13 protein-coding genes and 1 pseudogene are annotated in these 20,501 nt (G+C 61.6%); 11 read left to right on the forward strand and 3 right to left on the reverse strand.

Annotated elements, in window-relative coordinates:
* Window positions 1-153: 153 nt before the first annotated feature.
* On the reverse strand, window positions 154-2,610 hold the full coding sequence (locus HX855_RS10390; protein ID WP_375140075.1) for a penicillin-binding protein 1A: 2,457 nt from the start codon (window positions 2,608-2,610) through the stop codon (window positions 154-156).
* A 220-nt stretch (window positions 2,611-2,830) separates the two neighbouring features.
* Between HX855_RS10390 and pilM the strand changes: the two genes are divergently transcribed.
* The 10 genes and pseudogenes from pilM (at window position 2,831) to hemE (ending at window position 17,363) form a co-directional block, all read left to right on the forward strand.
* On the forward strand, window positions 2,831-3,484 hold the full coding sequence (gene pilM, locus HX855_RS10395) for a type IV pilus biogenesis protein PilM (protein ID WP_177086186.1): 654 nt from the start codon (window positions 2,831-2,833) through the stop codon (window positions 3,482-3,484).
* Window positions 3,484-4,035, forward strand: a complete 552-nt coding sequence (locus tag HX855_RS10400) for a PilN domain-containing protein (protein ID WP_177086188.1) — start codon at window positions 3,484-3,486, stop codon at window positions 4,033-4,035. Before pilM ends, HX855_RS10400 begins: the two co-directional genes overlap by 1 nt.
* Window positions 4,032-5,048 (forward strand): pilus assembly protein PilP, encoded by a 1,017-nt coding sequence (locus tag HX855_RS10405; protein WP_177086190.1) that lies wholly within the window; start codon window positions 4,032-4,034, stop codon window positions 5,046-5,048. Before HX855_RS10400 ends, HX855_RS10405 begins: the two co-directional genes overlap by 4 nt.
* A 159-nt stretch (window positions 5,049-5,207) precedes the next feature.
* Window positions 5,208-6,455 (forward strand): annotated as a pseudogene (locus HX855_RS10410) (type IV pilus secretin PilQ); the annotation flags it as partial.
* 4 nt (window positions 6,456-6,459) lie between these two features.
* On the forward strand, window positions 6,460-6,978 hold the full coding sequence (gene aroK, locus HX855_RS10415; protein WP_177086191.1) for a shikimate kinase AroK: 519 nt from the start codon (window positions 6,460-6,462) through the stop codon (window positions 6,976-6,978).
* A 147-nt stretch (window positions 6,979-7,125) separates the two neighbouring features.
* Window positions 7,126-8,226: a 3-dehydroquinate synthase gene (gene aroB / locus HX855_RS10420; protein WP_169386558.1), complete on the forward strand. Its 1,101-nt coding sequence runs from the start codon at window positions 7,126-7,128 to the stop codon at window positions 8,224-8,226.
* 10 nt (window positions 8,227-8,236) lie between these two features.
* Window positions 8,237-9,796, forward strand: coding sequence for an SPOR domain-containing protein (locus tag HX855_RS10425; protein WP_177086193.1), 1,560 nt, complete (start codon window positions 8,237-8,239; stop codon window positions 9,794-9,796).
* Window positions 9,797-10,146: 350 nt separating this feature from the next.
* Entirely contained in the window at window positions 10,147-14,592 is a 4,446-nt protein-coding gene (gltB, locus tag HX855_RS10430; protein WP_177086195.1) for a glutamate synthase large subunit, read from the forward strand.
* Window positions 14,593-14,624: 32 nt separating this feature from the next.
* Window positions 14,625-16,043, forward strand: a complete 1,419-nt coding sequence (locus HX855_RS10435) for an FAD-dependent oxidoreductase (RefSeq protein ID WP_003209353.1) — start codon at window positions 14,625-14,627, stop codon at window positions 16,041-16,043.
* A 252-nt stretch (window positions 16,044-16,295) separates the two neighbouring features.
* Entirely contained in the window at window positions 16,296-17,363 is a 1,068-nt protein-coding gene (hemE, locus tag HX855_RS10440) for a uroporphyrinogen decarboxylase (RefSeq protein ID WP_076015450.1), read from the forward strand.
* Between the two features lie 53 nt (window positions 17,364-17,416).
* Here hemE and HX855_RS10445 read toward each other — a convergent pair whose 3' ends face one another.
* Entirely contained in the window at window positions 17,417-18,634 is a 1,218-nt protein-coding gene (locus tag HX855_RS10445) for an MFS transporter (protein WP_375140076.1), read from the reverse strand.
* 180 nt (window positions 18,635-18,814) lie between these two features.
* Between HX855_RS10445 and HX855_RS10450 the strand changes: the two genes are divergently transcribed.
* Window positions 18,815-19,705: a LysR family transcriptional regulator gene (locus tag HX855_RS10450; protein ID WP_010169215.1), complete on the forward strand. Its 891-nt coding sequence runs from the start codon at window positions 18,815-18,817 to the stop codon at window positions 19,703-19,705.
* Window positions 19,706-20,047: 342 nt separating this feature from the next.
* Here HX855_RS10450 and HX855_RS10455 read toward each other — a convergent pair whose 3' ends face one another.
* The gene (locus HX855_RS10455) at window positions 20,048-20,497 is read right to left on the reverse strand and encodes a hypothetical protein (protein WP_177086199.1); all 450 of its coding nucleotides are present in this window, start codon (window positions 20,495-20,497) and stop codon (window positions 20,048-20,050) included.
* Between the last annotated feature and the right edge of the window lie 4 nt (window positions 20,498-20,501).

The raw sequence follows: 20,501 nt of genomic DNA on the forward strand, positions 1-20,501 counted from the left end.
CCGGGAATCCGTGATGAACCATAAAAAAGCCCCGGCTCTTGCGAGTCGGGGCTTTTTTTGTGGCTGGCGATTAGCTTGAACCTTTTGGTGATCCAAATGTGGGAGCGAGCAAGCCCGCTCCCACATTGGTTCTGCGCTCAGTCACAGGCTGCGTTAGAACAGATCGATCGGCGCTGCCTCATCCGCCGGCAGCGGGCTGCCCGGTGCAACGCCATTGCCCAGTTCGTTGACCGATGGGGGCGTGTCTTCGCTCTTGAACAGCTCAAAGTACGCATTCGGCGTGCTCGGCGATGCCGCACGACCGCTGACCGGGTCGATCCGCAGGCTGAGAATGCCTTCCGGCTCGGGCTGGGTATGCAGTGGCATGTCCTTCAGCGCAGCGGCCATGTAGCTCATCCAGATCGGCAGCGCGACGGTACCGCCGAACTCCCGGCGACCCAGGCTTTCCGGCTGGTCGTAACCGGTCCAGACGGTGGTCACGTAGTCGGCGTTGTAGCCCGAGAACCACGCATCCTTGGAGTCGTTGGTGGTACCGGTCTTGCCGCCGATATCGGCACGGCCCAGGGCCAGTGCGCGACGGCCGGTACCTTTCTTGATCACGTCTTCCAGGATGCTGTTGAGGATGTAGGTAGTACGGCCATCCACCACACGTTCGGCCACGGCCGGCGCTTGTGGGGCGGCGGGTGCGTCGGCTGCCGGGGCTGCCCCAGGTGTCGGATTGATGGTGATGCCACCGTTGGTGGGGGCCGCCTGGCCATCAGTGGCCGCGACACCATTGACCACGTCACCCGGTACGCGCGGCGGGTTGGCGGTGAACAGGGTTTCGCCGCTACGGCTTTCGATCTTGTCGATCAGGTACGGCGTGATCTTGTAGCCGCCGTTGGCAAAGGTGCTCCAGCCCGTGGCGATTTCCATCGGCGTGAGGGTTGCGGTACCCAGGGCCAGCGACAGGTTCTGCGGCAGGTCCGCCTTGTTGAAGCCAAAGCGCGTGATGTAGTCGATGGTCTTGCCCACGCCCATCGATTGCAGCAACCGGATTGATGCCAGGTTACGGGATTTGTACAGCGCCTCGCGCAGGCGGATCGGCCCGAGGAAGGTGTTGGTGTCGTTCTTCGGACGCCAGACCTTGTCCAGGTACTCGTCGACAAACACGATCGGCGCATCGTTGATCAGGCTGGCGGCGGTATAGCCGTTATCCAGGGCGGCGCTGTAGATGAAAGGCTTGAAGCTCGAACCCGGCTGGCGCTTGGCCTGGGTGGCGCGGTTGTAGTTGCTTTGCTCGAAGGCAAAACCGCCCACCAGGGCACGGATCGCACCGTTCTGCGGGTCAAGCGACACCAGGGCGCCTTGGGCTACGGGCACCTGGCTGAATTTCAGGCTGTCGTCCTTCTGGCGCTGTACGCGGATCAAGTCACCGACCTGCGCCACGTCCGACGGCTGCTTGGGCATCGCGCCCATGCTGTTGGTGTTCAGGAAAGGGCGTGCCCATTTCATGCTGTCCCACGACACATGCTCTTCGCCGGTGCGGGTCAGGACCTGTACGCCATCTTTCTTCACCTGGGTGACGATGGCGGGCTCAAGGCCGCTGATCGGGCGTTGTTTACCCAGCTCCACGGTCCAGGCGCTCAGGGTCTTGCCCGGCAGACGCGATTCAGGGCCACGGTAGCCGTGGCGCTGATCGTAGGCGACCAGGCCATCGTGTACCGACTTGTTGGCGATTTCCTGCAGGTTGCTCGGAATCGTCGTGGTCACGCGGAAACCTTCGGTGTACGCCTCGCTGCCATAGCGGCCGACCATTTCGGCACGGACCATTTCGGCGATATACGGTGCATTCACTTCCGGCGTCGGCACGTGGTAGCTGGCATTCAGCGGCTCGGCTACCGCGCTTTCGTACGCGGCCTGGTCGATCTTGCCCAGTTTGTACATGCGGCCCAGGATCCAGTCGCGACGTTCTTTGCTGCGAGCCGGGTTGGCCAACGGGTTGAAGCGCGATGGGGCTTTCGGCAGGCCGGCGATCATCGCCATCTGCGCCAGGCTGGCGTCACGAATCGACTTGCCGTAGTAAACCTGGGAAGCCGCCTCGATCCCGTAGGCACGGTTACCGAGATAGATCTTGTTGACGTACAGCTCGAGGATCTCGTCCTTGGTCAGCTGTCGTTCGATCTGCAACGCCAGGAGAATTTCCGTGGCCTTGCGGGAAAAGCTGCGTTCGCTGGTCAGGAAGAAGTTCTTCGCCACCTGCATGGTGATGGTGCTGCCACCGGACTGAATGTGTCCGCTTTTTACCAGCTGTGTGGCGGCCCGCACCAGGCTGCTGGGGTCGACGCCATAGTGATTGGCGAAGTTATCGTCTTCGGCCGACAGCAGGGCGTTGATGAAATTGGGTGGAATGTCGGCGAAACGGATCGGGGTGCGGCGCATTTCGCCGAACTCCGCGATCAGTTTTTCATCGCTGCTGTAGACCCGCAAAGGAATCTGCAACTGGATACTTCTCAGGGCCTCTACGGAGGGCAAACCCGGACTAAGGTAGAGATAGGCCCCGCTGAGTACGAGCATCAGCCCGCAGACGATCGCGACAATGGAGTACCCGAAAAACTTCAGCAGACGAATCAAGGCTTTTGGATTTCCAAGGAAAAGAATGGGTTAGGCGTCGGGGCATGCACGGTAAGCGGTGGATCGACCCGGCCAGCAGATAAACGCGGGAAAAAACGCTGGGCATTAAAGCATTTTTCGGCTTCGGGCGTCATTCGCACCGCTCATACGAGCCGACCGAATGCATGAAGCCTGGCAGCAATCAGTCCGTAAGACAGGGAAAGTTTTGGGGAGTTTTATGAGAAAGGGATTTTTCAGGCGAAAAGCCGATGCCGTCCTCGGTGTCGACATCAATGACGCGGGTATTCGGCTGGTGGAACTGGAGGCGTCAGGCCGCGGCTACAGCGTCCGGGCGTATGCGCTGCAACCGTTGCCGGCCCATGCGGTGGTCGACAGCAGCGTGGTGGAGTTTGATACCGTCGCACAGGCAATTTCCCGGGCGCTGGCACAGGCGCGTACTTCGCTGAGGCACGCCGCCGTGGCCGTGGCCGGGCCCTCGGTGATTACCCGCGTGCTCGAGATGGACGCAGGGCTCAGTGATGATGAAATGGTGCGTCGAATCCATGAGGAGGCGGACCAGTACATTCCTTATCCGCTGGAGGACGTCGCCATCGACTTTCAGGTGCAGGGCCCTTCGCCCCTTGATCGGCGGCGCGTCGATGTGCTGCTCGTGGCCTGCCTCAAGGAGCAGGTCGAGGCCCGAGAGGCGGTTTTGGCCCTGGCCGGGCTGGCGACGCGGATAGTGGACGTCGAAGCATTTGCATTGGCCCGCGCGGGCAGGCAGGCTTCGGACAGCATCACGCCGGGCAGTCGCGTCGATGGCGCGCAATGGGCGGTGGATGCCCAGGGAATGGGAGTGGCCTGCGGGTTGGCCTTGAGGAGTTTCGACTGATGACACGAATCAACCTGCTGCCGTGGCGGGCAGAACGGAATGAGCGGCGGCGTAAATATTTCCTGGTTTTTTTACTGGGGGCGGCGGCTGTCGCGCTGGCCGCAGTGTGGCTGGCTGACCAAGTGATCGACCGTGCGATTGATCGGCAATTGGCCCGCAATAGCCAGTTGAACCAGGGCATCACCGGACTCGACTCCAGGATCAAGGCCATCGACGAGTTGCATGAGCAGCGCCAGCAGTTGATGGAGCGAATGAAAGTTGTGCAGGGTTTGCAGGACGACCGTTCGGCGGGCGTTCAGTTATTGGACCAGTTGGCCCGTGCCGTGCCGGACGGTGTGCAGTTACGTGAAGTGAGCGTGGACGGCGGCTCTGTGTCGATCAGTGGTACGGCGGAATCCAACCATGACATTGCCCAATTGATGCGTGGCCTTGAGGCCGCCGATGACTTGCAGGCGCCCAGGCTTCAGCGGGTTCGGGGGGCGCAGGGCGGCGGCGACAATGGCTTTCAGTTGACGGTTCGCCATGGCCATTCGGATGAGGTGCGCCAATGAGAGTGGCGTCAGGCCTGCCAAGGCTGACGGAACTCGACATCGCCCAGCTCTACCGAAATGCCGCCAACTGGCCCCTGCCTGGCAAGGCTTTGTTGGGTGGCGCGGTTGTTGGCCTGCTGTGGACAGTGGGCATCACCTTCTACTTGAGCGGGCCGCGGGAGCACCTGCGCCAGCTTGAGGCGCAGGAAGCGGCGCTTGAGCATTCGGTGACGCTGAAAGGCCGCCAGGCGGCCGGTCTGGAATCTCATGCCCACGGCCTCGAAACGATGCAAGGCCGTTTCGCCAATCTGTTGCGCCAGTTGCCTGTTGAAGCCGAAGTGCCGGGCCTGCTTGAAGATATCAGCCGCCTGAGTGCGGCCAATGGCTTGGTGCTGGACGCCATCGAGCTGCTGGATGACCAGCCTCGGTCCCTGTACATCGAATCGTCCATGCAGGTAGATGTCACCGGGGCTTTTCACGATCTGGCGGGGTTCATCAACGGTATCGCCGGCTTGCCAAGGATTGTCACGGTGCATGACCTGGGGTTCAGCTACGTTGATCCCTCGCTGTTGCGCCTTAGCCTGGTAGCGAAGACCTATCGATACAACCCTCAGGCGGGCGATGACGTGCACCTGCGCTCGCAGGCGCTCGCTGGGCCCATGCTGCCGCAGCCAGTTGCCTACGATTTTGCGGACGTGCGCGATCCTTTTCAGCTCCCCTCGCGCCAGCGTGTGCGGCCTGCTGGTCGACCGGCTGCCGGGCCGGATCTGGCCAGGCCGCGGGGAATGCTCGAAGGCTTAGCCGTAGAGCAGATCGAAATGGTCGGCACCTTGTCCCTGGGTAGCCAAACCTTCGCGCTGCTGCGTGGAGCGTCGTCCATCCATCGCCTGGCAATCGGCGATTACCTGGGGCCAGACCACGGGCGGATCACGGCGATTCATGACGCCCACATCGAACTGGCCGAGCTTTTCCCGGATGGCCAGGGCGCCTGGCTGGAACGTTTGCAAACCCTTGCCCTGAACGTGAACTCATAACGGAAACAAACAATGAAAAGGACTTTTTCGTCCTTCGGTGTGGCGCTATGGATAGCGTTCACGGCACCGATGGTCATGGCTGTGCCCAATCGAGTCGATCTTATCCACCTGCCGCCTCCTGGTAACGTGCCCCTGAGCACCGGGCGCGTGGCGTTTACCGGCGACAAGCTGTCCCTCAACTTCCAGAACATCGAGTTGCGCGCCGTGCTGCAGCAGATTGCCGACGTCGCCGGCCTCAACCTGGTGGCCAGTGACGACGTGCAGGGTTCGATCACATTGCGTCTGAAGGACGTGCCCTGGGATCAGGCCCTGGATCTGGTGCTGCAAACCAAGGGGTTGGACAAGCGTGTGACCGCCAACGTGCTGTTGGTGGCGCCGGCCGAAGAGTTGGCCGCCCGCGAGCTGCTGGTGCTGGAGTCGCGAAAGCAAATGACCGAGCTGGCGCCGCTGCGCCGCGAGCTGTTGCAAGTCAATTACGCCAAGGCGTCGGACCTGGCCAAGCTGTTCCAGTCGGCCGTGGGGCTGGAGGGTGCAACCGATGAGCGCGGTTCGGTGGCGGTGGATGACCGCACCAATAACATCATCGCCTACCAGACCCAGGAGCGCCTGGAGGAGCTGCGCAGGATCGTGGCGCAGCTGGACATCCCGGTGCGCCAGGTGATGATCGAGGCGCGGATTGTCGAGGCCAATGTGGATTACGACAAAAGCCTGGGGGTGCGCTGGGGCGGGCAGCTTAACCGGGGTAACTGGAGCGGCGGCGGGATCAGAAAGCCGCTGGCCGAAGGCGCCGAGCTGCCTGAACCCCCACCCGGCTCGCCGTTTGTCGACCTGGGTACGGTCAACGGCAGCGCCGGCCTTGGGGTGGCCTTTATCACCGACAACCTGCTGCTGGACCTGGAACTGACCGCCATGGAAAAAACCGGCAACGGTGAAATCGTCTCGCAGCCCAAGGTGGTCACCTCCGACAAGGAAACTGCACGAATCCTCAAGGGCACCGAGATTCCGTATCAGGAATCCAGCTCCACCGGTGCCACCTCGGTTTCGTTCAAGGAGGCCTCGCTGTCCTTGGAAGTGACCCCGCAAATCACCCCGGATGGCTGGGTGATCATGGAGGTCAAGGTCACCAAGGACGAGCCCGACTACCTGAACAAACTCAACGATGTGCCGCCCATCAAGAAAAACGAGGTCAATGCCAAGGTGCTGGTCAAGGACGGGGAGACCATCGTGATTGGCGGGGTTTTCTCCAATACCCAAAGCAAAGTGGTAGATAAAGTGCCATTTTTGGGCGATGTGCCGTATCTTGGCCGCCTTTTCCGGCGGGATGTGGTTTCGGAGAAAAAATCCGAGCTGCTGGTATTCCTGACTCCGCGTATTATGAATAACCAGGCGATTGCTGTGAGTCGTTGATTCTGTGCGAAATTTGATTCTTGTTGGACCGATGGGGGCTGGAAAAAGCACCATCGGCCGTTTGCTGGCCAAAGAGCTGCGCCTGCCATTCAAAGACTCCGATAAGGAAATTGAATTGCGCACGGGCGCCAATATCCCGTGGATCTTCGATAAGGAAGGCGAGCTGGGCTTTCGCGACCGCGAGCAGGCGATGATTGCCGAGCTGTGCGGCTGCGATGGCGTGGTATTGGCCACCGGCGGCGGCGCGGTGATGCGTGATGAGAATCGCCGGGCGCTGCATGCCGGCGGTCGTGTGGTTTACCTGCATGCTTCTGTCGAGCAGCAGGTGGGCCGCACCGCTCGCGATCGCAATCGCCCGTTGCTGCGTACCGCCAACCCGGAAAAAACCCTGCGGGATTTGCTGACGCTGCGCGACCCGCTGTATCGGGAAATTGCCGATCTGGTGGTGGAAACCGATGAGCGGCCGCCACGAATGGTCGTTCTCGACATTCTTGAGCGCCTGGCGCAGCTGCCGCCCCGTTAAAGCCAGAGCCGAAATGCGCTATTCTCGGCGGCACGTCGTGACCGTCCGAGTTGTGGCGTAGAGCCATCAGGCAGCGTCAGATCCCGACGTTGCCGACAACGTTAATGTAGGGCAGTACGCCTGCTTTCATCTTCAACGCGGGGACACATGCAGACACTTAAGGTCGATCTTGGCGAGCGCAGCTACCCGATCCATATTGGCGAAGGTTTGTTGGACCTGCCCGAATTGCTCGCACCGCATATTGCCGGGCGACAAGTGGCGATCATCTCCAACGAAACGGTCGCGCCGCTGTATCTTGAGCGTCTGAGCCGCAGCCTGGCGGCGTACTCGGTGATCTCGGTGGTGTTGCCCGATGGCGAGGCCTTCAAGACCTGGGAAACCCTGCAACTGATCTTTGATGGCCTGCTGACTGCCCGTCATGACCGTCGCACCACCGTGGTGGCGTTAGGCGGCGGTGTGATCGGTGATATGGCCGGCTTTGCGGCCGCCTGCTACCAGCGCGGCGTGGACTTTATCCAGGTGCCGACCACGTTGCTGTCCCAGGTCGATTCGTCGGTGGGCGGCAAGACCGGCATCAACCACCCGTTGGGCAAGAACATGGTCGGCGCGTTCTATCAGCCAAACGTGGTGCTGATCGACACCGCCACCCTCAATACCTTGCCGCCCCGCGAGCTGTCGGCGGGCCTGGCGGAAGTCATCAAGTACGGGCTGATCTGCGATGAGCCGTTCCTGACCTGGCTGGAAGAACACGTCGACGCCCTGCGCGCCCTGGACCAGGTGGCGCTGACCGAAGCCATTTCCCGCTCCTGCGCCGCCAAGGCGCTGGTGGTGAATGCCGACGAGCGTGAGTCCGGCGTACGCGCCACCTTGAACCTCGGCCACACCTTCGGCCATGCGATCGAGACCCACATGGGCTATGGTGTGTGGTTGCATGGAGAGGCCGTAGCGGCTGGCACGGTAATGGCACTTGAGATGTCGCAGCGCCTGGGCTGGATCAGCGCCCAGGAGCGTGATCGCGGGATCCGCCTGTTCCAGCGCGCCGGGTTGCCGGTCATTCCTCCCGAGGAGATGACCGAGGCAGATTTTCTCGAACACATGGCAATAGACAAGAAAGTGATCGACGGTCGACTGCGACTGGTGCTGTTGCGCCGAATGGGCGAAGCGGTAGTGACCGACGATTATCCGAAAGAGATTTTACAGGCCACGCTGGGAGCGGATTACCGCGCCCTGGCCCAGCTTAAAGGTTAATAAGATCCCGATGACTAGTTTGCATGCCGACGAGGCGTTCCTCGGCCATTACCAGTTAAGCCACGACCCTTTTGCTCCACGGGTGCCTGGTTTCAAATTTTTCCCTGCGCAACGCAAACCGGTGCTCGGGCAATTGCACCACCTGGCGCGCTACAGCCAGCTGTTGCTGGTGGTCACCGGCCCGTTGGGCAGCGGCAAGACCTTGCTGCGCCAGGCGCTGGTGGCCAGCACCAACAAGCAATCGGTACAGAGCGTGGTGGTTTCCGCCCGTGGTGCCGGTGATGCTGCGGGTGTGTTGCGCCAAGTGGCCCAGGCCCTGGACGTGTCCACGGCCGAGCCGAACGCCATCCTCAAGCAAGTGGTGCAACTGGGCCTGACCGGCCAAGAGGTCTACCTGCTGGTGGACGACGCCGAGCAGCTCGACGAGTCCGCCCTGGAAGCCTTGCTGGCCCTGGCGGCCGGTACGCCTGAAGGCCGCCCCCACGTGTTCCTGTTTGGCGAGTCTTCGCTGATTGCCGAGCTTGAGCAGATCAGCGGCGAGCAGGAGCTGTTCCACGTCATCGAACTGCAGCCCTACGAAGAAGAAGAAACCCGCGAATACCTGGCCCAGCGGCTGGAAGGCGCAGGGCAGGGCATCGAACTTTTCTCCGCTTCGCAGATCTCTGATATTCACGAAAGCTCCGACGGCTGGCCTGGCACCATCAACCAGGTTGCCCGGGATGCAATGATCGAAGCCATGATTGCCAGCCGCTCAGCGGTTAAGCGTCCAAAGATGGGGTTTACTATGCCGAAGAAGCACGTATTGGCAATTTCTGCCGTTGTCGTGGTCGCTGTTGCCGCCGCCTGGTTGATCCCGGGTCGCAGCAAGGCCCCGACCACCGCTGGCGCGCCAACCGAACAGGCGCAGTTGCCACTGGGTAAGCCAACGCCGAATGTTGAATTTGCCAACTCCGGCCAACCGACCAACCTGCCGATGGTGGGCCAACCTGTGATGCGCGGCCCGCTCGCCGAGGAAGCCGGTGGCATCTCCGAAGGCGATGACGGCGTGCCGGTGGAAGGCTCCAGCGCCACGCCGCCGACCGTGACCACCACTGCGCCACCGGCGGGCGTGCCAGCCGGTCAGCCTGCTGCCAAGCCAGCGCCTGCACCTGCGCCGGCCCAGGTCGCCACCGCCAAGCCCGCCCCGGTTGCCAAGCCGGCAGCCCCGGCACCTGTGGCCAAACCGGCTCCAGCGGCCAAACCTGCTGAAAAACCTGTGACCGTGGCCAAGGCCGGCGCTACCGGCAGCAGCTGGTACAGCGGCCAGCCTACCGGTAACTTCGTGGTGCAGATCCTCGGCACCAGCTCCGAAGCCAACGCCCAGGCGTTCGTGAAAGAGCAGGGCGGCGAGTACCGTTATTTCAAGAAAGTACTCAACGGCAAGCCGCTTTACGTGATCACTTACGGCAACTTCTCCAGCCGTACAGCAGCTGAATCCGCTATCAAGGCCTTGCCAGCGAAGGTTCAGGCTGGTAAACCTTGGCCTCGCACTGTCGCCAGCGTCCAACAGGAACTGGCAACAACTCGCTGAAGATTCGGCGGCCTTACCCAGGCCGCCCTCCCGGCACCTCAAAAAAACCGCAAGTGCGTGCTGCCCTCCAGGCCGCGCGCTTTGTGGTGTCTGCGTCACGGTAGCTTTTGAGTCGTAGCGGTCAGAATTAAAAAAGTTTTGACTAGCACAGCATATCGCTTTAAACCTTTCATAAATGCGACATAGATTTGCGACATTTCGTCGCTAAATTTGTGAGCGTCTGTGTCGGTGTGTACAATGACCTCCCTTTTGCCCCCGCTAAGCCGGCGTACGTTCGGCGTGGAAGGTAACCGGTTGAATTGAAAAGAAATTTGCCTCATAAAAAGAGGCAGCCTGGTGAGAAAGTGTCTATGAAAGCAGGTCTGTACCAACCCGATGAATTCAAGGATAACTGCGGTTTCGGCCTGATAGCCCATATGCAGGGCGAGCCCAGTCATACCCTTTTGCAAACGGCCATCGAGGCCCTGACCTGCATGACCCACCGCGGTGGGATCAACGCCGACGGTAAGACCGGTGACGGTTGCGGCTTGCTGATTCAAAAGCCCGACCAGTTCCTGCGCGCCGTCGCCAAGGAGCATTTCGGCGCCGATTTGCCCAAGCAGTACGCCGTGGGCATGGTGTTTTTCAACCAGGACCCGGTAAAAGCCGAAGCTGCTCGCGAGAACATGAACCGCGAGATCCTGGCCGCCGGCCTGCAACTCGTTGGCTGGCGCAAAGTGCCGATCGACACCAGCGTGCTCGGCCGCCTGGCGTTGGAGCGCCTGCCGCAGATCGAACAAGTGTTCATCGCGGGCGACGGCCTGAGCGACCAGGACATGGCGATCAAGCTGTTCACCTCCCGTCGTCGCTCGTCGGTGTCCAACGCCGCTGACACCGATCACTACATCTGCAGCTTCTCCAACAAGACCATCATTTATAAAGGCCTGATGATGCCGGCGGACTTGACCGCCTTCTATCCAGACCTGAGCGATGAGCGCCTGCAAACCGCAATCTGCGTGTTCCACCAGCGCTTCTCCACCAACACCTTGCCGAAATGGCCGCTGGCCCAGCCATTCCGCTTCCTCGCCCACAACGGCGAGATCAACACCATCACCGGCAACCGCAACTGGGCCGTGGCCCGTCGCACCAAGTTCGCCAACGACCTGATGGACCTGGAAGAACTCGGCCCGCTGGTCAACCGCGTGGGTTCCGACTCCTCCAGCATGGACAACATGCTCGAACTGATGGTCACCGGCGGCATCGACCTGTTCCGTGGCGTGCGCATGATCATTCCGCCAGCGTGGCAGAACGTTGAGACCATGGACCCCGACCTGCGGGCGTTCTATGAGTACAACTCGATGCACATGGAACCGTGGGACGGCCCGGCCGGCGTGGTAATGACCGACGGTCGCTACGCCGTGTGCCTGCTCGACCGTAACGGCCTGCGCCCGGCGCGTTGGGTGACCACCACCAACGGCTTTATCACCCTGGCGTCGGAAATCGGCGTGTGGAACTACCAGCCGGAAGACGTAATCGCCAAGGGCCGCGTTGGCCCGGGCCAGATCCTGGCCGTGGACACCGAAACCGGTCAGATCCTCGACACGGACGCGATCGACAACCGCTTGAAATCCCGTCATCCGTACAAGCAATGGCTGCGCAAGAACGCCCTGCGCATCCAGGCGACCATGGAAGACAACGACCACGGTTCGGCGTTCTACGACGTCGACCAGCTCAAGCAGTACATGAAGATGTACCAGGTCACGTTCGAAGAGCGTGACCAAGTGCTGCGTCCACTGGGTGAGCAGGGCTACGAGGCCGTCGGTTCCATGGGCGATGACACGCCAATGGCCGTGCTGTCCCAGCGTGTGCGCACGCCGTACGACTATTTCCGCCAGCAGTTCGCCCAGGTGACCAACCCACCGATCGACCCGCTGCGCGAAGCCATCGTGATGTCCCTGGAAGTGTGCCTCGGTGCCGAGCGCAACATCTTCCAGGAATCGCCTGAGCACGCTTCCCGCGTGATCCTCAGCTCGCCGGTCATTTCCCCGGCCAAGTGGCGTTCGTTGATGACCCTGGACCGCCCGGGCTTCGACCGGCAGATCATCGACCTGAACTACGACGAGAGCCTTGGCCTTGAAGCCGCGGTGCGTAACGTCGCCGATCAGGCCGAAGAAGCCGTGCGTGCCGGTCGTACCCAGATCGTGCTGACCGACCGCCATATTGCTCCGGGCAAGCTGCCGATCCACGCGTCCCTGGCCACCGGCGCGGTGCACCACCGCCTGACCGAAAAAGGCCTGCGTTGCGACTCCAACATCCTGGTTGAAACCGCCACTGCCCGCGACCCGCACCATTTCGCGGTGTTGATCGGCTTCGGCGCTTCGGCGGTGTACCCGTTCCTGGCGTACGAAGTGCTGGGTGACCTGATCCGTACCGGTGAAGTGCTGGGCGACCTCTACGAGGTGTTCAAGAACTACCGTAAAGGCATCACCAAGGGCCTGCTGAAGATCCTGTCGAAGATGGGCATCTCCACCGTCACGTCCTACCGCGGCGCTCAATTGTTCGAAGCCATCGGCCTGTCGGAAGAAGTCTGCGAGATGAGCTTCCGGGGTGTGCCGAGCCGCATCAAGGGCGCACGTTTCGTCGACATCGAAGCCGAGCAGAAAGCCCTGGCAGCCGAAGCCTGGAGCGCGCGCAAGCCGATTCAGCAAGGCGGCCTGTTGAAGTTCGTGCACGGTGGCGAATACCACGCCTACAACCCGGACGTGGTCAGCACCCTGCAAGCGGCTGTGCAGCAGGGCGACTACGCCAAGTTCAAGGAATACACCGCGCTGGTGGATAACCGCCCGGTGTCGATGATCCGTGACCTGTTCAAGGTGAAAACCCTGGACACGCCGCTGGCCATCGGCGAAATCGAACCACTGGAGTCGATCCTCAAGCGTTTCGACTCCGCCGGTATTTCCCTGGGCGCGTTGTCGCCTGAGGCTCACGAAGCCCTGGCCGAAGCCATGAACCGCCTGGGTGCGCGTTCCAACTCCGGTGAAGGCGGTGAAGACCCGGCGCGCTACGGCACCATCAAGAGCTCGAAAATCAAGCAGGTTGCGACGGGCCGTTTTGGTGTGACTCCGGAATACCTGGTCAACGCCGAAGTGCTGCAGATCAAGGTTGCCCAGGGCGCCAAGCCCGGTGAAGGCGGCCAGCTGCCAGGTGGCAAGGTCAACGGTCTGATCGCCAAGCTGCGTTACGCGGTGCCGGGCGTGACCCTGATTTCGCCGCCGCCGCACCACGACATCTACTCCATCGAGGATTTGTCCCAGCTGATTTTCGACTTGAAACAAGTCAACCCGAAGGCGCTGGTCTCGGTGAAACTGGTTGCGGAAGCCGGCGTGGGCACCATCGCCGCCGGTGTGGCCAAGGCCTATGCTGACCTGATCACCATCTCCGGCTACGACGGCGGCACCGGCGCATCGCCGCTGACCTCCATCAAGTACGCTGGCGCGCCGTGGGAACTGGGCCTGGCGGAAACTCACCAGACCCTGCGCGGCAACGACCTGCGCGGCAAAGTCCGGGTGCAGACCGACGGTGGCCTGAAAACCGGCCTCGACGTGATCAAGGCCGCGATCCTCGGCGCCGAAAGCTTCGGCTTCGGCACCGCGCCCATGATCGCCCTGGGCTGCAAATACCTGCGCATCTGCCACCTGAACAACTGCGCCACCGGCGTGGCCACCCAGAACGAGAAGCTGCGCAAGGACCACTACATCGGTACCGTCGACATGGTGGTGAACTTCTTCACCTACGTCGCCGAAGAAACCCGTGAGTGGCTGGCCAAGCTGGGCGTGCGTTCGCTGGAAGAGCTGATCGGTCGTACCGACCTGCTGGACATCATCCAGGGCCAGACCGCCAAGCAACAGCACCTGGACCTGACGCCGCTGTTGGGCAGCGATCACATCCCGGCGGACAAACCACAGTTCTGCCAGGTTGAGCGGAACCCGCCGTTCGACAAAGGCCTGCTGGCCGAGAAGATGGTCGAGATGGCCACTTCGTCGATCAACGACGCGAGCGGCGGCGAATTCGCCCTGGACATCTGCAACTGCGACCGTTCCATCGGCGCACGCGTCTCCGGCGAAATCGCGCGCAAGCACGGCAACCAGGGCATGGCCAAGGCACCGATCACCTTCCGCTTCAACGGCACCGCTGGCCAGAGCTTCGGCGTGTGGAACGCCGGTGGCCTGAACATGTACCTCGAAGGTGACGCCAACGACTACGTGGGCAAGGGCATGACCGGCGGCAAGCTGGTGATCGTCCCGCCGGTGGGCAGCGTCTACAAGACGCAAGACAGTGCCATCATCGGCAACACCTGCCTGTACGGCGCTACGGGCGGCAAGCTGTTTGCAGCCGGTACCGCCGGTGAGCGATTCGCCGTGCGTAACTCCGGTGCCCACACCGTGGTGGAAGGCACCGGCGATCACTGCTGCGAATACATGACCGGTGGTTTTGTCGCGGTGCTGGGCAAGACCGGCTACAACTTCGGTTCGGGCATGACCGGCGGTTTCGCCTACGTGCTCGACCAGGACAACACCTTCGTCGACAAGGTGAACCACGAGTTGGTGGAGATCCAGCGGATCAGCGGCGAAGCGATGGAATCCTATCGCAACCACTTGCAGCATGTGCTGGACGAATATGTCGAGGAAACCAACAGCGAATGGGGTCGTAACCTCGCTGAAAACCTCGATGACTACCTGCGTCGTTTCTGGCTGGTCAAGCCCAAGGCTGCCAACTTGAAATCGTTGCTTTCCAGCATCCGTGCCAACCCGCAGTGATATGCGCCTGAAGAGTTTGATGAGGTTTTAACATGGCTGAACGTCTGAATAACGACTTCCAGTTCATCGATGTCGGGCGCAAAGATCCGAAGAAGAAACTGTTGCGTCAACGCAAGAAAGAGTTCGTGGAAATCTACGAGCCCTTCAAACCCCAGCACTCGGCCGACCAGGCCCACCGCTGCCTGGGTTGCGGTAACCCGTATTGCGAATGGAAGTGCCCGGTGCACAACTTCATTCCCAACTGGCTGAAATTGGTGGCCGAGGGCAACATCCTCGCCGCCGCCGAGCTGTCGCACCAGACCAACACCCTGCCGGAAGTCTGCGGCCGGGTGTGCCCGCAGGATCGTCTGTGTGAAGGTGCGTGCACCCTCAACGACGGCTTCGGCGCGGTGACCATCGGTTCGGTGGAGAAGTACATCACCGACACCGCGTTCGCCATGGGCTGGCGCCCGGACATGTCCAAGGTCAAGCCGACCGGCAAGCGCGTTGCGATCATCGGCGCGGGCCCCGCGGGCCTGGGCTGTGCCGACGTGCTGGTGCGTGGCGGCGTGACCCCGGTGGTGTTCGACAAGAACCCGGAAATCGGTGGCCTGCTGACCTTCGGCATCCCCGAGTTCAAGCTGGAAAAAACCGTACTGAGCCATCGTCGCGAAGTCTTCACCGGCATGGGTATCGAGTTCCGCCTCAATACCGAAATCGGCAAAGACGTGACCATGGAGCAACTGCTCGAAGAATACGATGCCGTGTTCATGGGCATGGGCACCTACACCTACATGAAGGGCGGCTTTGCCGGTGAGGACCTGCCGGGCGTGTACGACGCTCTGGATTTCCTGATCGCCAACGTCAACCGCAACCTGGGCTTTGAAAAGTCGCCGGAAGATTTCGTCGACATGAAAGGCAAGAAGGTCGTGGTGCTGGGCGGTGGTGACACCGCGATGGACTGCAACCGGACGTCGATCCGCCAGGGCGCCAAGTCGGTGACCTGTGCGTACCGTCGTGACGAAGCCAACATGCCGGGCTCGCGCAAAGAGGTGAAGAACGCCAAGGAAGAAGGCGTGAAATTCCTCTACAACCGCCAGCCGATCGCCATTGTCGGCGAGGACCGTGTCGAAGGCGTGAAAGTGGTCGAGACCCGTCTCGGCGAACCGGACGCCCGTGGCCGTCGCAGCCCTGAGCCGATCCCGGGTTCCGAAGAGATCATCCCGGCTGACGCCGTGGTCATCGCCTTCGGTTTCCGCCCAAGCCCGGCGCCGTGGTTCGAGCAGTTCGAAATCCAGACCGACAGCCAGGGCCGCGTGGTGGCCCCGGAACAAGGCCAATACAAACACCAGACCAGCAACCCGAAAATCTTCGCCGGTGGCGACATGGTTCGCGGGTCTGACCTGGTGGTGACGGCCATCTTCGAAGGCCGCAATGCCGCCGAAGGGATCCTGGATTACCTGCAGGTCTGATCAAATTTCAGTTTGAAATGCGATCAAATGTGGGAGCTGGCTTGCCTGCGATGCAGGCAACTCGGTCTGTCATCCAGACCCGGTTGATGCTATCGCAGGCAAGCCAGCTCCCACACAAACCTCATTTCACATTGAGGTTTGTGTCGCCACTCATTGCGACAAATTGACCCGATAGACAAAAGGCACGGCTCTTGCCGTGCCTTTTGCGTCGCGCTCTGAGAAAATGCCCGCACTTTTTTTGCGGATGCCGACATGACTGCCCTCAAGAACGACCGTTTCCTTCGTGCCCTGCTCAAGCAACCCGTGGACGTCACCCCTGTGTGGATGATGCGCCAGGCCGGTCGCTACCTGCCGGAATACCGCGCCAGTCGCGCCCACGCCGGCGACTTCATGAGCCTGTGCATGAACCCGGAGTTCGCCTGCGAAGTCACGATGCAACCGCTGGACCGCTATCCACAGCTGGACGCGGCCATCCTCTTCTCCGATATCCTGACCATCCCGGACGCCATGGGCCAAGGCCTGTACTTCGAAACCGGCGAAGGCCCGCGTTTCAAGAAAGTCGTCAGCACCTTGGCCGACATCGAAGCCCTGCCGATCCCTGATCCCCACAAAGACCTGGGCTACGTGATGGACGCCGTCAGCACCATCCGCCGCGAGCTGAACGGCCGCGTGCCGCTGATCGGCTTCTCCGGCAGCCCGTGGACCCTGGCCACCTACATGGTCGAAGGCGGCTCGTCGAAAGACTTCCGCAAGACCAAGGCCATGCTCTACGACAACCCGCAAGCCATGCACCTGCTGCTGGACAAGCTGGCGCAGTCGGTCACGTCCTACCTCAACGGCCAGATCATGGCCGGCGCCCAGGCGGTGCAGATCTTCGACACCTGGGGTGGCAACCTGTCGGCGGCGGCGTACCAGGAATTCTCCCTGGCCTACATGCGCAAAATCGTCAGCGGCCTGATCCGCGAACACGAAGGCCGCAAAGTGCCGGTCATCATGTTCACCAAGGGCGGTGGCCTGTGGCTCGAAAGCATCGCCGACGCCGGCGCCGATGCGCTGGGCCTGGACTGGACGTGTGACATCGGCGAAGCCCGTCGCCGCGTGGGCAGCAAAGTGGCGCTGCAAGGCAACATGGACCCGACCGTGTTGTACGCCAAGCCGGAAGCCATCCGCACTGAAGTCGGCCGCATCCTGGCCAGCTACGGTAAGGGCAGCGGTCACGTGTTCAACCTCGGCCATGGCATCACCCCGGAAGTGGATCCGGAGCACGCAGGCGCGTTCCTGCGGGCGGTGCATGAGTTGTCGGCGCAGTATCACGAGTGATCATGCGGCAATGAAAAAGCCCGGCAGATGCCGGGCTTTTTTGTGAGCGGTGGTTAAGCCTTGGCTTCCTGCAACGGCGGCAACTTCGCCAGCTTCAACGCCACCAGCAACGCGACGATCAACAGCGCGACGATAAACCCGCCAATCCCGTTCCACCCGCCGTAGTGCCAGAAAAACCCGCCCGCCGTCCCCGCAATACTCGACCCGACGTAATAACTGAACAGGTACAGCGACGAGGCCTGCCCCTTGGCTTTCAACGCGCGGCGGCCAATCCAGCTGCTGGCCACCGAGTGGGCGCCGAAGAAGCCGAAGGTGAAGATCAGCATGCCGGGCACTACCAGCCACAGCGGGGTGAACAGGGTCAGGGCGATGCCGCCGAGCATCAACACAATGGTGCCCCACAGCACGCGACGGCGGCCCAGGCGGTCGGCCAGGGAACCGATCTTCGCCGAGCTGTAGATACCCGAGAGGTACACCAGCGACAACAGGCCTACCACGGCCTGGCTCAAATCGTACGGATCGGCGAGCAGGCGGTAGCCGATGTAGTTGAACATCGTCACAAAGGCGCCCATCAACACGAAGGCTTCGAGGAACAGCCAAGGCAGGCCAGCATCCTTGAAGTGCATGGTGAAGCCGTCGATCAGGCTGCGCGGGCGCAAGGTGCTGGCGCGGAAGTTGCGCGATTCGGGGAGAATTTTCCAGAACACCGTGGCCGCGATCAACGCCAGGGCGCCGATGATCAGCATTGCGGTGTGCCAGCTGACGAAGTCGATCAAGACGCCGATGATCAAGCGCCCGCTCATGCCGCCGATGGCGTTGCCGCCGATGTACAGGCCCATGGCCAGGCCGATGTGTTGCGGGTGGATCTCTTCGCTCAGGTAGGTCATGGCCACCGCCGCCAGGCCGCTGAGGGACAGGCCCACCAGGGCGCGCATCAGCAGAATGCCTTCCCAGCTCGGCATCAGGCCGCTGGCGATGGTGCACAGCGCGGCGCAGAACAGCGCGGCCACCATCACCGGCTTGCGCCCGAGAGTGTCGGAAATCGGCCCGGTGATCAGCAAGCCAATGGCGAGCATGCCGGTGGCCACCGAGAGAATCAGGCTGCTTTGTGCGGCATTGATAGAAAATTCGTGGGACAGCGCCGGCATCATCGGCTGTACGCAGTACAGCAGGGCGAAGGTGGCGAAACCGCCGGAAAACAGCGCCAGCACCGTGCGCATGAACATCGGCGTGCCTTTTTCGATGAACTGCTCATTGAGCTGCGCCACCACGTCATCGAGGGCGGTGGGTGGGACTTCTTGAGCGAGCGGAGCGACAGCAGATTTCACGCGGGACCTCGGGGAGCAAAGGCTGCCAGGGCGGCAATGCAAAAAAGAATATAGCTCCCTATTGATTCTTTCCAATATATTGTTCGACCTGTTTAAGAGCTTTTACGACCTAATGAGGTTTTCATGGAATTGCGCCACCTGCGTTACTTCATCGCCGTGGCAGAAGAGCTGCATTTTGGCCGCGCTGCGCAGGTGCTGGGGATCTCCCAGCCGCCCCTGAGCCAGCAGATCCAGGCGCTGGAGCAGGAGATAGGTGCGCGGTTGTTTGAGCGTACCAATCGTCGGGTTGAGCTGAGCGAGGCGGGCCGGTTGTTCCTGCAAGAGGCGCGTCTGGTGCTGGCGCAGGTGGATAAAGCCGCGGACGTGGCGCGTCGGGCGCAGTTGGGGGAACTGGGGGAGTTGAAGATTGGCTTCACGTCTTCCGCGCCGTTCAACTCCAGCATCCCACAGGCGATCTTCGCCTTTCGCCAGGCGTTCCCGGCAGTGCATTTGAATCTGCAGGAGATGAGCAGCACGGAAGTGGCCGAGTCGCTGGTGGATGAGTCGATACAGGTGGGATTGATGCGGCCGTTGCCGTTGCCGGACTCGTTGAGTGTTGTGGAGCTGATGCGCGAACCCTTGGTGGCCGTGCTGAACGCTGGGCATCCGTTGGTGGAAGGCAGCGAGCGTGGGTTGCACCTGGCGCAATTGGCCGAAGAACCGTTTGTGTTTTTCCCGCGGACTTACGGCAGCGGCCTGTATGCCCAACTGCTGAACCTGGCACGTGATGCAGGGTTCAGCCCGCACTTCGCCCAGGAGGCCGGGGAGGCGATGACGATCATTGGTCTGGTGGCGGCGGGGTTGGGGGTCTCGGTGCTGCCGGCGTCGTATCAGCGGATCCGCATTGATGGCGTGGTGTATCGCACGCTGCTGGACCAGGAAGCGGTGACGGCGGTGTGGCTGGTGCAGCGCAAGGGCCAGCAGACGCCGATGGCGAAAGCGTTTGTTGAGCTGCTTGTGGCGAGGGGGCAGTAGGTCAAGCCATGGACGATGTAAATCCAGTGTGGGAGCTATCGAGTTTTAGCGAGGCTGCGATAGCGGTAGGTCAGGCAACATCAATGTTGAGAGTGCCGACGCCGTCGCAGCCTCGCTAAAGCTCGACAGCTCCCACCTTTGATCTTCGCAAGGCAAGGCGCTTTGCCACCGATTGTCGGGTGCAGATTCCCAGGCATAGTGGCCGAGTTCCCGAAAGGGGCTTGTGAGACTCTGAGGATCCTGGGCAACCAGCCATCGCAGAGCCAGGCAGGAACCGGCGATGACAAGCCAACCTGTTTGTGAAGAGGGCGCCGAAAGGCGCCCTTTGTCGTTTCTGGTATTTCAGTTCTGCTTCGAAGTCCCGGTCTGCTGGAACAACTGCGCCGCCGACCCGGTGTCACTCACCCCGTTGGTGCGCAGCGCCGCCAGGATGTCCTTGTCCAGCATGCTCACCCAACGGTTGTAGTTGCGATGAATCTTGCCGTCCTTGTAGCCCAGGTCGCGGCTGTCGCGGTAGGTGATGGCGTAGCTGGTCGCGGTGTAGCGAATGTCGATTTCAGCGTGGAACTGGTTGCGCACGTTGATCTCGGCCTGGACCAGTTGCGGGCTTAGGCGCTGCACCACCCATTCGCGCTTGTTCAGGGCAGCCACGATGGTCTGCTTCATTTTTTCTTCGTTGACCTGCGGGTTCGCCGGCAAGTCGTGCTGGGTGTTGAGCACCGGTTTGTTGGTGCAGCCAGCGGTGGTGAGCAGGGCCAAAGCGACCAGTGTTGCGCGTAGCAGGGAAGACATTCCA

The organism is Pseudomonas sp. IPO3778 (assembly GCF_013386825.1).
Lineage (GTDB): Bacteria > Pseudomonadota > Gammaproteobacteria > Pseudomonadales > Pseudomonadaceae > Aquipseudomonas.

What these genes read in the sequence shown, in the direction of transcription:
- gltB (WP_177086195.1), top strand. Translation starts at nt 10,147, where the DNA reads ATGAAAGCAGGTCTGTACCAACCCGATGAATTCAAGGATAACTGCGGT.
- hemE (WP_076015450.1), top strand. Translation starts at nt 16,296, where the DNA reads ATGACTGCCCTCAAGAACGACCGTTTCCTTCGTGCCCTGCTCAAGCAA.
- HX855_RS10450 (WP_010169215.1), top strand. Translation starts at nt 18,815, where the DNA reads ATGGAATTGCGCCACCTGCGTTACTTCATCGCCGTGGCAGAAGAGCTG.
- aroB (WP_169386558.1), top strand. Translation starts at nt 7,126, where the DNA reads ATGCAGACACTTAAGGTCGATCTTGGCGAGCGCAGCTACCCGATCCAT.
- HX855_RS10435 (WP_003209353.1), top strand. Translation starts at nt 14,625, where the DNA reads ATGGCTGAACGTCTGAATAACGACTTCCAGTTCATCGATGTCGGGCGC.
- HX855_RS10405 (WP_177086190.1), top strand. Translation starts at nt 4,032, where the DNA reads ATGAGAGTGGCGTCAGGCCTGCCAAGGCTGACGGAACTCGACATCGCC.
- pilM (WP_177086186.1), top strand. Translation starts at nt 2,831, where the DNA reads ATGAGAAAGGGATTTTTCAGGCGAAAAGCCGATGCCGTCCTCGGTGTC.
- HX855_RS10400 (WP_177086188.1), top strand. Translation starts at nt 3,484, where the DNA reads ATGACACGAATCAACCTGCTGCCGTGGCGGGCAGAACGGAATGAGCGG.
- HX855_RS10455 (WP_177086199.1), bottom strand. Translation starts at nt 20,497, where the DNA reads ATGTCTTCCCTGCTACGCGCAACACTGGTCGCTTTGGCCCTGCTCACC.
- HX855_RS10425 (WP_177086193.1), top strand. Translation starts at nt 8,237, where the DNA reads ATGACTAGTTTGCATGCCGACGAGGCGTTCCTCGGCCATTACCAGTTA.